Below are 13,265 nucleotides of genomic sequence, written 5' to 3' on the forward strand. Positions count from 1 at the left end.
CAACGAAACGGAGCTGTCAATACCATTGCGATTTAATCGGATACGATTTATATAAGAGGGAACGAAGAGAAACCGAATAGGATCTCCCATGTCCGCATCTAAAACCGCAAAGAGCCTGGTGGTTGAGACGCCCTCCTCCGGCGACACCGACAGCAAGGGCAACACGCTTTCAAACTTTCTGTGCTTCGCAGTCTACTCGGCAAACCTCGCCTTCGGACGCGCCTATAAACCGATCCTGGATAAGCTGAACCTGACCTACACCCAGTACATCGCGATGGTTGCCCTGTCAGAGAAGGACGACCAGACTGTGGGAGCTCTCGGCGAAAAGCTCTTCCTGGAATCAAACACGCTGACACCGATACTCAAGAAGATTGAATCCTTGGGTTATATCCAGCGCAAACGCGATCCTGCTGATGAACGGCAAGTCCGCGTGACGCTCACCCCCGCCGGACGCAATCTTGTGGAGGCCGATCCCGGAGCACCGCTGGTCGAAGCCACTGGCCTGGGTGAGGACTTTCCGGTCGTGCAGAAATCGGTGGTGCGGCTGCGCAACAACCTCCTGAAGGTGATAAAGGACGGACCGGCGAAGGATTGATTATTGTCGCTGCCAGTGAGCGTCGATGCGTTCGGCGCCCGCCTCGGCCCTCGGATGCAGCCGTCCAGGTTTCGTTGTTCGGAAAGTGGAAAGAAAGTGTCGGGCTTTTAGGTTGTGCTTCCAGCAATCCGCGACGGACCCTCGAACACAAGATTTCGGCGTGGCGGCACCCGTAGCGCCGCTGTTTGCGAGCCCCGCGGTGTAGCCTTGGACAAGGCCTTCGCTGATCGAAAGCCGAGCACCGGAATTGCTCGAGGCGTTGCAAAAATAAAATAACATGACCGATCGAACGTCACCCGAACTGGCCGACACCTGCGCGAACCCGACGGCATCCCTTCTACCGCAATGACACCAAGGCAAGCTCATTTGCCTCCATCATCTCGGCCGCCTTGGCGTATCCGCCACCCATGCCGTCGAGAAAGTGCAGATGCGAATCCGGCTTTCCCGAAGGCACAAAGCAGGTCATGAGCGCGTGGGACTGGCGGTGCAGTCCGAAGTTGACCTCGCCCCGCGCCTTTGCCGCAACCAGGATGGCTTCGACTGTTTCGATCTGTTCGCGAGTGCAATCCAGCGTGAGACGCAGGCCATCGTCATATTTGCGGAAGTCCGAGTTGGAGGCGACCGCCGGCCAGCCTTCGAGATCGACTGTCCTGGCGCTGTCCTTGGCGATGGCGGTATTCCGCGACAAGGGTTGGGCCTGCCGCGTTCCGGCGTCGAGAAGGGAAAGCACGCACTTTGCCAGCGACGCGAAGGCTTCCGGGCTCCTGTCTTCGTATGGCTCCACCAGCAGCGAGAGGATCTCGCCCCGCTGGCTGAGAAACGGCTCCCAATCGCAGGTCAGGCCGGTCAGATCGGGCTTGGTCGTGTAGCTGCCTGGCTTCACCAGGTATCGCCCGTTCTTGATTTGCCGCTCGGCCCATTTCAGGCCACCGCCGGCAAACATCGCATAGGTCGCGTTTTCAGAGGCGGCGTAGCGCGCAATGCGCACGTCGCGTCCATTGGCACGTATTTCACCCACGGTCAGCAAACCGGCCCGAAGAGCAAGATTGAGATTGGCCTTTGCAAAGGCGCTCACCTGCCGCAGCGCGGAAGTCGCGGTCATGATCCCCTGGGGCGGCAGCGCGAATGCGGCTCCGTCGCCGCGGAATACGAAGGGAAAATCGAAGTCGCCCCACGCGTTTCCGACCGCGGCGATCACCGACGCACCAGCGTAGTTGACGTCTTCGTAGCGTCCCGACTTGATCGCCGACGTCGAGCCGACGACATCCGTTATTCCGACCAGCCAATCATCGGGTAACGCCTCATAGATAGAGGGGTCGAGCACTCGCGAAAACTCGCTATAGGCCCGGGGCGTGTTTGGATGATCGCTACGCATCGAGCGTCCGCCGGCCTGCATGGCGGTAATCGCCGATTGCATCGACTGCCTGAACCTGGTCTCGCCGGACATAGCGACGTCCTTTCCGCCAATTTAATTCGCGCCCGAATAACTCGGATGCGCTTAAATACGCGAACCGCGTCGCTACGTCAATATATTTGCGATTTAATCGGATACGATTTATGAACAAGGATGCAAGAGGGGAACGGCCGGATCACGCTTCGCATGACTGAATCGTAAGGACCGAGGTCTGCGAATGACGACCTCGTGGTTTCTGAACAGCGGTAGACGGAGGCATCATACGAAAGAGGGTCGCAGGCAAACAGCAGTATCCGTTTCAAGCCCGACATTCCCCAAAAGGCTCATAGCTGGAAGCCGCGCAATAGGCGGCCGCTCCCAAAGTACATGTGGATTACCGTATGTGATAAATTCCATGTTTCAGTGCTTCAGGTAGCATGCGCTTGGATGATTACATTTCCTAGTCATCAAGAGGTCACTGCAAAACTCACGTCGTCTGTTTTGCGGTGACCTCGCCAAAATCCAAGCGACCGACGCCCAGAGATGCCTTCAACGGCTGGTCGCAATGCCGCCATCGACATAGAGCATCTGACCGGACGCCACGGCGTGTGACAGGCCGAAGCCTTGCAACGCATCGCCCGAGTACCCATCTTGTGGCGGTCACCCGAAAAATTCGAACATGACATGGTCGACGCATCGTGCGTCGCATCTTGGTGCGTTTCCTCCGAGCCGCTGATGGAAACCGAGGCCGCCATGTCGAGAACGCCACCATGCGGCAAAGGACTTCAATTGAACAAACCCAAAGCTCCCGCCGCACCAGCGGCGAGCCCGCGCGAGCGCGATGACGCCGCTCGCCGCCCGGACAAGAACTGGAAACCTTACCCCTGCCTTCTCACGCGTCGTGAACTGCAGGAACTGATCGCCCAGCAGCTTGGCTGAGAGGCAAACCACTGAACCTCAAGAACAAGGAAAAGATGCAGGTCATTGTCAGAGACAACAACGTCGAACAGGCCATGCGTGCATTGAAGAAGAAGATGCAGCGTGAGGGTCTGTTCCGCGAAATGAAGGAACGCCGAGCCTACGAGAAGCCGTCCGAGAGACGCGTGCGTGAACGGGCACAGGCAATCGCCAGGCAGCGCAAGGCGGCCCGCAAGAAGTTGCAGCGCGAAGGCCTCTTGGCCTCCCCCAAGCGGCGCTCATCCGGCCGATAACGTGTCGCGACTATTGTCGCCGGGTGTCCTCGGCGGCAGCTCCATCCCGAGAAAGGTCAATTATGGAAGAACTGCATAGCCTGACTGTTTCCGATGAACGTCTCGAGGACTGCCGGGACGTGATCGAGCCGGATCTTCAGGATCTGATCCGTATGACAATCGCCTCCGGCTTTACCGCCGAAGAGGTTCTGATCGCAATCAGCGAACTCGTGGCGGAGGACTACGCCGTAACGGCCAAACTGCCAAGCGTGCACTGATTGGCCCGCGCCCGCCGGTCGACAATCGCCCCGGGGATCAACATGGCGAGGCACGGTCTCACGCCGGCGTAGGGTGTTGATCGGCTCCGACGAACACCTACATCCCGCTTATCGTTTGTTGGCAAAGAGGAGGTTCATCATGAACACTATCAGCCATGCAACCGAACAAAGGTGGGCTGCGCCCGTGGCTATACGGATTGGAGCACGCCCCTGTGAGCATATCCACGGTCCTGCCGAAGCAGTTGACTATCTGGAGCACAGGTGGCCGATCCAAAACAGCATGCACCTTGAAGCCGCCAAGCGCAGATGCGTAGAAGCCATGAATTATCTCGCGCACCTGGAAGCCGCACGAGACGCTTTCGTCGCAGCTGCCGTAGAGGCAGAGGTCCTGGCATGACTTGCGTCGGGGCGAAGGCTGCTAGATTTGGCCGCCTTCGCCCAACGGCGCGCAAGTCCAACCCGCACGCCCAAGCAAACGCACGCGTCTTACAGTAACGGGCTCAGCCACTTCAGTCGGCCCAAAGCTGCGCTGACGATCTAGTGCGTTGTGACGGACTTCGCAGAACGCGCGCGACGGGGCTTGTCTTCGGGAGCTGCGGTTATCGCGATCGCAGCCACTTTTGTCTTCTTCCCGGCTTGTTTTTCAGCTGCGGTTTTCGTCGCAGCTCGCGGCTTTGCCGATTTCGCCTTGGCCGTCGACTTTGTCGAAGCACGGCCAGTTGAACCATCGGCCTGCTCGCCGAATTCCTTGAAGGCTGCCAGCCAATGCTTCATATCCTGACCGTGGGGCGTCCCTCCTGCTCCCAGATCTCATAGGCGCGGCGGCGGATTTTCTCTTCATGCTCTTTCATGTGAAGGATCCTACTCTTCGTTGCAACCCGATCTTAACTGGCGCAAGCGGTCCAATAGGCAATGGAGACACCGGCATCGATTGATCGAATGAAGCCGGCCGCGGCGGCGAATTAAAGCAGCGATTGTCTTTTCCGAAATGCCTCTATCTACCCCCGCGCGAACGACTTAAAGCAGGAAGGAAAGCGAGATGAAACGCCTATCGATTTTGCTTCTTCTGGCAGGAGTGACGATTGCCGGATGCACGCCGACCGAGCAGGGCGCGGGAATTGGTGCGGCCTCGGGCGCGGTCATTGGCGGTGTGGCGACCGGCAATGTGCGCGGTGCCGCCGTGGGTGCCGCCATAGGTGGCGTCGCTGGCGCCGTTATCGGCAACGTCGCAGGGCAGCCTGGTCAGTGCTACTACCGGGATCGTTACGGCCGGCGATATGTCGCCGCCTGTCCGCGCTGAGCATATTCTAGGGCGCGCCAAACGCGAGGCTGATGTTTGGCGTGCTGGCGTCCCGCATTGCGCTCAGCCTTGACCGCGAAAGATCGCGACCGTGGCGGCAACAAGCTCGGCATTGTTCGCTGCGATCGCCCCGTCGGGAAGAAACTTTCCATCTTCGAGGCCGACGCGCGTGGAATAACGCTGCTCTTTGGCCAGTTGCACGAATGGCCAAACGGTGGCGTCGAAACCATGCATCAGGATGGGCCGCTGCACATTGGCACGCTGAAGCGTATCGACGATCCCCTTCGCGACATCGCGAGCGGCTTGCAGCTCCTGCTCGTTGTCGAGCTCGATGAGTATGCGCAACACCCGCTCATGTGCTTCAAGGCGAATGTATCGTTCCGCGTCCGCGACTGATGCCAGCCCAACTTCGATCCCAATTCCCTTTTCGCGGAGTAATGTCATGACGGCCGGGGCGTTGCTTTCCGAAAGGTTCACTGACGCATAATCGGGCAAGACACCCCACTGACGAATGGCCTCCAGGGTTCGCAGCTCGTCACCTTCAATCCAGGCCCCGGTTGAGACGCCCACGAGAGAGCCGGGGCACGTGCGTCGAACCGCATCGATCGTCTCATCGACTGCTACAAGACTTTCATTTCCGTCAGCAGCACGCGGGTGAACATGGAGTTCCGCGGCGCCGGCAGCGACGACAGCAGCAGCGTCCCTTGCGATTGCCTCAGGCGTCAGAGGCAATCGCGGATGGTAATCGGTTGGCCGCGCGCCATTGATGCAGGCTTGAACGATCACAGCGGGTGTTTCCTTATTGCCCCGTCGCAGTTGACATCATGTTGCCTGTTTTGGTGGCTGATACCGATAGTGTCTTCACAGCGGCCAAAAGACCATGCTGAAAATCAGCTCTTCATGAGCACCCGCGCCTGGACCGGTTGCTGTATCCCCTTGAGCAAGAGCAGGCGGGCCTCGGCCCCCGAGGCAAGATGCGCAGCCTGAGCGGCGGTCTCCGGCGATATTATGATCTCGTCAGCACGGGCCTGAGATTCCAGCCGCGCGGCCAAGTTAACGGTCCCACCGATCGCGGTAAAATCGCTGCGGAAGCTCGAAAACTCACCGATCTCGACCTCGCCGCTATGAATGCCGACACCGACACCCAACCCTTGATCGGCGTCAAGGCTGTCGAGCGCGGCCGCGCAGCGTCGCTGTATGTCCATTGCCGCCATAACCGCTGCGGCAGCGTGATCCTTCCGCACGATCGGAAAATTGAAGATCGCCATCAGACCGTCGCCCATTTGCTTGTTGACGATGCCGTCGTGAGCCCAGATCGCCTGCGCACACCGGTCCTGGAACAGACTGACAATGTCGCTCAATCTGACTGGTTCAATCTGTTCCGAAAGGGCTGTGAACCCTCTGATGTCAGCAAACAGGATGGTGACGCTGGCGGTGATCTGGCGCTTCTTCTTGACGTAGCGAAACGACCGCTCGCAAATCGTGCAAATGTTCGGGTTCATCTTGCTGCGGGTGACGCCAAATACGCGGAACGGAAGCGCAAGCGCGCCCCGGATCGGAATGGGCACGTGCATTTGATCCCAGCACCCCCGGCAAATCCTGGCGTCGCCGTGACTGACCGGGTCTATCGGATGGGAGGCCGTTGTCATGATCCGCGATCCCTCCAGCAGAAAGGCCGGCTGTTGCCCGGCTCGAAAAACAAACTTCTAATATTCGCCGGCAGTTGGCAACTCTTGGGGTTGGGGATCACTGAACATCTGCCGTGGGACGCGCTGATCATCAGAGGTATGCTGCGACAACGTCCGCTGCTTGGAGATCGTCGAGCTTGAAAGAGGCATGGCGATTTTTCGGCTGATGAACGCTTGTGGGACGGCAGCGCCTGCTGCCATTTGCACATAACTGGCTGCAACGTTCGTCTCTTTTCCTTGCAAAAAACCGCACTTTATGTTAATGACTGTCCAGTCAGTCATATTTTGGTGCAAAGGGGATGGCAGAAAAAAAGCGAGAAAGACGAGATCCGGAGCAGCGTAGAGCCGAGATCCTGGCGGCCGCCTTTGCCTGTTTTGCAGAGCGCGGTTTCGCCGCGACACGGATGGAGGATGTCGCAGCCCGCGCAGGCATCGCCAAAGGCACGGTCTACCTGCATTTCCCCGACAAGGAGCGATTGTTCATCGAACTCGTGTCCGGTGTTGCCTCCCCGATCCTCGGGGAAGTCGGCGGCTTGGTGCAGAAGGAGATGATCCCGGCGCGTACCGCCGTGTCGATGTTCTATGCGCTCTTCAAGCGCGAGGTTTTGGAGACGGAGCGTCGGCACCTGCTGCGGCTGATCCTTGCCGAGGGTCCGATGTTCCCCGTTGTGACCGAATTCTACTACCGCGAGATCATCACCAAAGGCCTCGCGATCGTGCGTGTCCTGCTTGCCCGTGCCGCTACGCGCGGCGAGCTACGCAATCCCGCCGTGGCCGACGTCCCGCAACTGGTCATGGCGCCGGCCTTGATGTCGATCATTTGGACGACGCTGTTCGAAGGCTACGAGCATCTCGACACGCAGAAACTCTTCGACACGTTTCTCGACACGCTCTTCGTGCCGGAAGGAGGCGCGATATGAAACGAATTCTCATCGTCGTTATCGTGGCCGGCGCGGCGCTTACCGCCCTGCCCTTCCTGTTTTCCGACAAATCCCAGCGCGCCTACCAAGGCTGGATCGAGGCTGACACGCTGTTCATCGGCGCGGAAAACAGCGGCCGCCTGGTCAAGCTCGATGTCGCTGAAGGCCAGGCAATTGCGCCCGGTGCGCCGCTCTTCAGTTTGGACTCGCAGAGCGAGGAGGCCGCAGTCGGCGCCGCACGCGCTTCGCTCGCCCGCCTGCAGGCCGAACTGGAGCTCGCCGAAGCCAAGCAAAAGCGGCCGGAAGAAATAGACATGCTGCGCGCCAGCGAACGTGAGGCAATCGCCCGACTCGAGCTTGCCGCACAGGATCTCGATCGCACCCGCGTCCTGGTCGAGCGCGGCACCGCAACAAAGGCAAACCTCGACACGGCGACGGCCACCGAAGCCGCTAACCGTGCCGTCCTCGACAATGTCCGCAGCCAGATTACGCTCGCCAACCTGCCCGCCCGCATTGAGACGCTGCGCCAATCGAGGGAGGCTGTTGCAGCCGCAAAGGCCGATCTCGCCTCTGCAGAAGCAGCGCTCACCCGCCGCTTCGTCTCGGCTCCGGCAACAGGCAGCATCGAGACCGTCTATTATCGCACCGGTGAGGTCGTGCCCGCCGGCCGGCCGATCGTGGCCCTCCTGCCGCCAGAGAACATCCGCATCCGCTTCTTCGTGCCTGAAACCGAGATTGCGCTGTTTTCGCTTGGTCAGTCGATCCGCGTCGCCTGTAACGCGTGCCAGCCCACCGATGCGAAGATCAGCTTCATCGCAAAGAACGCCGAGTATACGCCACCGGTAATCTACAGCCTCGAAGAGCGTGCCAAACTCGTCTACCGCCTCGAGGCGATCCCCGCCGATCCAAAGGCGTTGCGCCCGGGCCAGCCGGTGGATGTCACTGCGGGAGCCCGACCATGAGCGACACGGCAATGGCCATCGACGCGCCCGGGACCGTGATCGACGTCCATCACCTCACCAAGAGTTTCGGCAGCAGAACGGTGGTCGATGACCTTTCGATGTCGGTCAAGAAGGGCCGCATTCACGGCTTTCTCGGCCCCAACGGTTCCGGCAAGACCACGACGATCCGCATGCTCTGCGGCCTGCTGACACCAGACAGCGGCGATGGCACCTGCCTTGGCTTCGACATCCTGACCGAGAGCGATCGCATCCGCCGCCGCGTCGGCTACATGACGCAGAAATTCTCGCTCTATCAGGACCTGTCGATCCGGGAGAATCTGGAATTCGTCGCCCGCGTCTACGGCCTGCCTGACGCCCGCGGCAAAGCAAGCGCCGCCATTGAGCGCCTCGGCTTGAAAGGCCGTGAACAGCAGTTGGCAGGAGAGCTATCGGGCGGCTGGAAACAGCGCCTTGCGCTCGGTGCCTGCATCCTGCCCGAACCGGCGCTGCTCCTCCTCGACGAGCCGACGGCCGGCGTCGATCCCAAGGCCCGCCGGGATTTTTGGAACGAGATTCACGCGCTTGCCGCCGACGGTCTCTCGGTGCTGGTGTCCACCCATTACATGGACGAGGCGGAGCGTTGCCATGAGATCGCCTATATCGCCTATGGCAAACTGTTGGCGCAGGGAACGGTGGACGAAGTCATCGCCGGCACCGGCCTCGTGACATGGACCGTCTCCGGCGCGGAGGTGCATCGCCTCCAATCCGAACTCGAGAACGAGCCGGGCGTGGACATGATCGCGCCGTTCGGGACGAGCCTGCATGTTGCCGGCCGCGATCCCCAGGCGCTCGAGAAGGCAATCGCGCCTTACCAGGAACGGTCCGATCTCAAGTGGCAAAAGGGCGAGGCAACGCTGGAGGATGCTTTCATCGATCTGATGCGCCGCTCGGAGGACAATTTTCAATGACGACCACAGTGGCAAATGGCAATGGCGGCACTTTCGGGCGTTTCTGGGCGATGACCGTCAAGGAATTCATCCAGATGACGCGCGACCGCATAACGCTGGCGACGATGGTCGCCTTGCCGATCATGCAGCTGTTCCTGTTCGGCTTTGCGATCAACACGACGCCGCACAACCTGCCGACCGCAGTGCTGATGCGCGAGAATACCGATGTCGGCCGATCCATCTTGGCGGCCCTTCAAAACACGGATTTTTTCCAGATCCGTTCGGTCGTGACGCGCGCCGAGGACATGGATTCGATTCTGCAATCCGGCAGGGCACTGTTCGTGGTGGAAATTCCCGAGGGATTCGAACGCTCGCTTCGCCGCGGCGATACGCCCTCGCTGCTGGTCGCGGCCGACGCCACCGATCCGGTCGCGTCGAGTTCGGCGCTCGGCGCGCTTTCCGGCATCGTCACGTCGGCTCTCGCCAACGACCGCCAGGTCGAATTTTCCGAACCGACCAAGCCCGCCTTCTCCCCCGCCTTCTCCATCGTCCAGCACCGTCGCTATAATCCGGCCGGTTCATCGACCCTGAATATCGTGCCCGGCCTGCTCGGCACGATCCTGACGATGACGCTGCTGATCTTCACGGCTCTCTCGGTCACGCGCGAGGTGGAACGCGGTACGATGGAGAACCTGCTCTCCATGCCGATCAAACCGCTGGAAATCATGCTGGGGAAGATCGCGCCCTATGTGCTGATCGGCCTCATCCAGTCGTTGTTGATCATCGGCGCTGGCCTGCTTGTGTTCCACGTCCCAATCCTCGGTGGTCCGGCCTCGCTCGCGGCAGCGACCACGCTCTTCGTCATCACCAACCTCTCGATCGGCTACACTTTCTCGACGATCGCGGCCAATCAGTTGCAGGCCATGCAGATGGCGATGATGTTCTTCCTTCCGAATATCCTGCTGTCGGGCTTCATGTTCCCGTTCGCCGGCATGCCGAAATGGATCGGTGAGGCCCTGCCGCTGACCCACTATATCAGGATCGTCCGGGCGATCATGCTGAAGGGCGCCAGTATCCAGACGCTTGCCTATGACACGATCGCCCTCGCCTGCCTGATGGCCGTTGCCATGCTCATCGCCGTCCGCCGCTTCCGCAGGACATTGGATTAGTCGCAGGCTGATGTCCGCGGTGCGGATCCCTTCGCGGTACACACAACAAGGCTGCCTGGCTATCTGGGCCGGCGAACGGCCCGGACCTTGCCGCTGGTTCCCCCGCCACAAAAGAGGCGATCTGCGCCATCGGACTCGAGCCCCGATATGGTCAGGCCAGGCGGCATGTCGATGCGTTCCAACACGCGCCCGCTCTCAGGTTCAACGCGCCGGATATCGCTCTCATCGCCTTCCCAAGTGGCGTGCCAGAGTTCGCCATCGACCCAGGTCACGCCGGTAACGAAGCGGCTGGACTCGATGCTGCGAAGAAGCGCGCCGGTGTCCGGATCGATCTGATGGATCTTTCGGCCACGGTAGTCTCCGACCCAGAGCGTTCCTTCAGCCCAGGCAAGCCCGGAATCACCGCCATTGCCGGGGGCCGGGATCGTCGATAGCACCTCGCCGGTCTTCGGATCGATCTTCTGGATCCGGTCTTCCGCAATCTGGAAAAGATAGCGCCCATCGAAAGCCGTTCCGGCATGTGCGGCAACGTCTATCGAGTGCACGACCTCGCCGACCTCGGGATCGAAGGCATTGAGCTTGTCGCCGGAGGCAAACCAGACATGCCGGCCGTCAAAGGTGACGCCGGCAACACGGTCCGCGTTCGGAAAGGGGCCATATTCACGAAGGATTTCAGCTTGGCTGTGTTTCATGGGCTTATCCTAGTCGTTCGGCAGTGGACCTGGGAGCAACAAAGTTGACGGGAAACCCGGCAGCGACGGTATCGTCCACCGGCGCGCCGGCCCGCGTCCGAAGGATTGCACCTTGCCCGTTGCCGCCAGTGCGTCAAGCGCCCGCTGCACTGTGCGTGGGCTTGCACCGATCGCGATCGCCAGCGCCGAACTCGACCAGGCCTCCCCATCCGCCAGAAATGCGAGGACCTCACCATGCTGCTCCTCGACGGGCGGGGCCAGGATGATCACCTCAGCGGCGCGACGCGGTGCAAGCACAAAGCCGTCCCTCGTCGCTCTGATATCCGCTATCCTGTGAAGCTCGCCGCGCAGCCGTCCGACTTCGACACGCAGCCTGGCGCGATGCGATTCATCGGCGTCCTTCGCCCTGAATGCACGGGCAACGAGGGCGTTCCGCGATGCGTCTGTCGGCCAGCTCTGCGCGAGCGCACGCGCCAGCGCGAACAACACCGGGCGCGTCGTCAGCGAAACAACCGCGTCCGCGTCCCGCACGACATAGCGACATGCATCGACCACGAGCGCCCCTGACGCCAGCACCGCCTCGACCTCCTCCAGCAGCAAGAACCGCTCCTCGCCACGCCTGATCAGTCGTGCCGCCGGCGTTCTCAGAACCTCGAAGGCCCCTTCGACCTCCGCACGAAGTGCGGGAATGCCCGCCTCGCGCGCAGCATTTTCTGCCCGGCGCAGCGCCGCGCGCGCAACGCCTGTCTGGAGACGGCGGATAGCAATCCCGGCGACGACGAGTTCGTAGCCCGTCAGCAAGGGGGGCGTGAGCGGCGCCGAATCGACCCCGGCGAGCAGGCGTTCGGCCTCGTCGAGATGGCCGATGAGAAGCAGCCGCCGGGCTTCGAGATGCCGTGCATGTGCGGCGTTCAAACGGTCATCATGCGCTTCGAGCACCTCGCGCGCGGCGGTAAGTGTCTTGGCCGGCCAGCCTAGATCGCGCGAGACGAGCGCAATTTCTGCTTCGGCGACGAGGCAGCGCGCCCGCGCGACGGGTTCTTTTGGCCCGAACGCACGGGCAGCCGCCTTCAGCAGGGCCTTCGCCCGGACGAGATCGCCAAGCTGTGCCATCGCGATGCCCCGAAGCGCGAGCGCAGGCGCATCGTTACGCAACGCGACCCTCTTCAAGGCACCGAGAAGATCACCGGTCGCGAGCAGCCTCGCCGCAGCGATGATCATCGAGTCCATAAAAATCCCGTCAAACTTGTCACTCCCACCATCTCCCACTCCGGCTCTAGTCTGCTCACGACCACCAAGCAGCCGCAAGTGGCGGCAATGCTAAGCCCACAGGCAGCAACAGGAGAAGCATGATGACGATGCATATCACCGGTACACGCGAAGAATGGCTTGCGGCGCGGCTCGACCTGCTCGCAGAAGAGAAGGAACTGACACGGCGCAGCGACATGCTGGCGCAACGCCGCCAGGAACTGCCGTGGGTGCGGATTGACAAGGAATACCGGTTCGAGACCGCCAATGGCAGCGCTTCGCTGATCGATCTCTTCAAGGGCCGTTCGCAGCTTCTCATCTACCATTTCATGTTCGGACCCGACTATACGGCCGGATGCCCCTCCTGCTCGTCGATCGCAGACGGCTTCAACGGCGTCGCCGTCCATCTCGAAAACCATGACGTCGCCTTCACCGCCGTTTCCCGCGCACCGCTTGCCAAGCTGCAGGCTTTCAAGCGACGGATGGGATGGAGCTTCGACTGGGCATCCTCTTTCGGCAGCGATTTCAACCTCGACTTCAGCGTCTTGTTCAGCGAAGAGCAGCAGCGCGAAGGCGGGATAGAGTATAACTATCGCCGCGAGCCACCGGCACGGGTGCTATCAGAAGGCCAGACCGTGCAGGAATGGAAACTGCGCGGCAGCGAGAGCCCAGTCGCCCAGATCGCCGCAATGACCGGGACGGATGTCGCGACGTACACGCGCGACCGGCCGGGTGTCAGCGCCTTCGTGCTCGAGGACGGCGCGGTCTACCACACCTACTCAAGCTATGCGCGCGGCCTGGACAGCATTTGGGGCGTGTATCAATGGCTCGACCGCGCGCCCCGAGGCCGCAATGAGCAGGGTATCTGGTGGCGGCTGCATGACGAATACGGCCAGGGATGACG

17 protein-coding genes and 1 pseudogene are annotated in these 13,265 nt (G+C 61.0%); 11 read left to right on the forward strand and 7 right to left on the reverse strand.

Going from position 1 to position 13,265, the window contains the following annotated elements; all coding sequences use genetic code 11:
* The first annotated feature begins 88 nt into the window (after window positions 1-88).
* The gene (locus tag WGT02_RS17550; protein WP_024316095.1) at window positions 89-595 is read left to right on the forward strand and encodes a MarR family winged helix-turn-helix transcriptional regulator; all 507 of its coding nucleotides are present in this window, start codon (window positions 89-91) and stop codon (window positions 593-595) included.
* Window positions 596-932: 337 nt separating this feature from the next.
* Here the strand turns inward: WGT02_RS17550 and WGT02_RS17555 are convergent, their stop codons facing one another.
* Window positions 933-1,970 (reverse strand): DUF3095 family protein, encoded by a 1,038-nt coding sequence (locus WGT02_RS17555; protein WP_225039845.1) that lies wholly within the window; start codon window positions 1,968-1,970, stop codon window positions 933-935.
* Window positions 1,971-2,741: 771 nt separating this feature from the next.
* On the opposite strand from WGT02_RS17555, the gene WGT02_RS17560 reads away from it, so the two are divergent.
* From WGT02_RS17560 to WGT02_RS17575, 4 genes are all read left to right on the forward strand, one after another.
* Window positions 2,742-2,927, forward strand: coding sequence for a hypothetical protein (locus WGT02_RS17560; protein WP_051166692.1), 186 nt, complete (start codon window positions 2,742-2,744; stop codon window positions 2,925-2,927).
* Window positions 2,928-2,962: 35 nt separating this feature from the next.
* Complete coding sequence (rpsU, locus tag WGT02_RS17565; protein WP_024316097.1) at window positions 2,963-3,199, forward strand: 30S ribosomal protein S21; 237 nt, start codon at window positions 2,963-2,965, stop codon at window positions 3,197-3,199.
* Between the two features lie 62 nt (window positions 3,200-3,261).
* The gene (locus tag WGT02_RS17570; RefSeq protein ID WP_024316098.1) at window positions 3,262-3,456 is read left to right on the forward strand and encodes a hypothetical protein; all 195 of its coding nucleotides are present in this window, start codon (window positions 3,262-3,264) and stop codon (window positions 3,454-3,456) included.
* 139 nt (window positions 3,457-3,595) lie between these two features.
* Complete coding sequence (locus WGT02_RS17575) at window positions 3,596-3,853, forward strand: DUF982 domain-containing protein (protein ID WP_024316099.1); 258 nt, start codon at window positions 3,596-3,598, stop codon at window positions 3,851-3,853.
* Between the two features lie 140 nt (window positions 3,854-3,993).
* On the opposite strand, the pseudogene WGT02_RS17580 reads toward WGT02_RS17575, so the two are convergent.
* Window positions 3,994-4,307: pseudogene (locus tag WGT02_RS17580) on the reverse strand (DUF2934 domain-containing protein).
* A 188-nt stretch (window positions 4,308-4,495) separates the two neighbouring features.
* Between WGT02_RS17580 and WGT02_RS17585 the strand changes: the two are divergent.
* Window positions 4,496-4,756, forward strand: a complete 261-nt coding sequence (locus WGT02_RS17585) for a glycine zipper family protein (RefSeq protein ID WP_024316101.1) — start codon at window positions 4,496-4,498, stop codon at window positions 4,754-4,756.
* Between the two features lie 63 nt (window positions 4,757-4,819).
* Here WGT02_RS17585 and WGT02_RS17590 read toward each other — a convergent pair whose 3' ends face one another.
* The 3 genes from WGT02_RS17590 to WGT02_RS17600 form a co-directional block, all read right to left on the reverse strand.
* Window positions 4,820-5,542, reverse strand: coding sequence for a 3-keto-5-aminohexanoate cleavage protein (locus WGT02_RS17590; RefSeq protein ID WP_024316102.1), 723 nt, complete (start codon window positions 5,540-5,542; stop codon window positions 4,820-4,822).
* Between the two features lie 104 nt (window positions 5,543-5,646).
* Entirely contained in the window at window positions 5,647-6,405 is a 759-nt protein-coding gene (locus WGT02_RS17595) for an adenylate/guanylate cyclase domain-containing protein (protein ID WP_024316103.1), read from the reverse strand.
* A gap of 57 nt (window positions 6,406-6,462) precedes the next feature.
* Window positions 6,463-6,726, reverse strand: a complete 264-nt coding sequence (locus WGT02_RS17600) for a hypothetical protein (RefSeq protein ID WP_157997363.1) — start codon at window positions 6,724-6,726, stop codon at window positions 6,463-6,465.
* Window positions 6,727-6,743: 17 nt separating this feature from the next.
* Between WGT02_RS17600 and WGT02_RS17605 the strand changes: the two genes are divergently transcribed.
* The 4 genes from WGT02_RS17605 to WGT02_RS17620 are packed head-to-tail and all read left to right on the forward strand — an operon-like array spanning window position 6,744 to window position 10,421.
* Entirely contained in the window at window positions 6,744-7,364 is a 621-nt protein-coding gene (locus tag WGT02_RS17605; RefSeq protein WP_024316105.1) for a TetR/AcrR family transcriptional regulator, read from the forward strand.
* Entirely contained in the window at window positions 7,361-8,326 is a 966-nt protein-coding gene (locus tag WGT02_RS17610) for an HlyD family secretion protein (protein WP_024316106.1), read from the forward strand. Before WGT02_RS17605 ends, WGT02_RS17610 begins: the two co-directional genes overlap by 4 nt.
* Window positions 8,323-9,273 (forward strand): ABC transporter ATP-binding protein, encoded by a 951-nt coding sequence (locus tag WGT02_RS17615; RefSeq protein ID WP_208249797.1) that lies wholly within the window; start codon window positions 8,323-8,325, stop codon window positions 9,271-9,273. Before WGT02_RS17610 ends, WGT02_RS17615 begins: the two co-directional genes overlap by 4 nt.
* Window positions 9,270-10,421: an ABC transporter permease gene (locus WGT02_RS17620; protein WP_208249796.1), complete on the forward strand. Its 1,152-nt coding sequence runs from the start codon at window positions 9,270-9,272 to the stop codon at window positions 10,419-10,421. Before WGT02_RS17615 ends, WGT02_RS17620 begins: the two co-directional genes overlap by 4 nt.
* Before the next feature lie 59 nt (window positions 10,422-10,480).
* Here WGT02_RS17620 and WGT02_RS17625 read toward each other — a convergent pair whose 3' ends face one another.
* On the reverse strand, window positions 10,481-11,113 hold the full coding sequence (locus tag WGT02_RS17625; RefSeq protein ID WP_024316109.1) for a PQQ-binding-like beta-propeller repeat protein: 633 nt from the start codon (window positions 11,111-11,113) through the stop codon (window positions 10,481-10,483).
* 9 nt (window positions 11,114-11,122) lie between these two features.
* Window positions 11,123-12,343: a hypothetical protein gene (locus tag WGT02_RS17630; protein ID WP_024316110.1), complete on the reverse strand. Its 1,221-nt coding sequence runs from the start codon at window positions 12,341-12,343 to the stop codon at window positions 11,123-11,125.
* A gap of 122 nt (window positions 12,344-12,465) precedes the next feature.
* On the opposite strand from WGT02_RS17630, the gene WGT02_RS17635 reads away from it, so the two are divergent.
* A complete protein-coding gene (locus tag WGT02_RS17635; RefSeq protein ID WP_024316111.1) occupies window positions 12,466-13,263 on the forward strand; it encodes a thioredoxin family protein in 798 nt (265 codons plus the stop codon).
* Window positions 13,264-13,265: the final 2 nt, after the last annotated feature.

This window comes from Rhizobium sp. T1470 (genome assembly GCF_042140505.1).
Taxonomy (GTDB): domain Bacteria; phylum Pseudomonadota; class Alphaproteobacteria; order Rhizobiales; family Rhizobiaceae; genus Rhizobium; species Rhizobium favelukesii.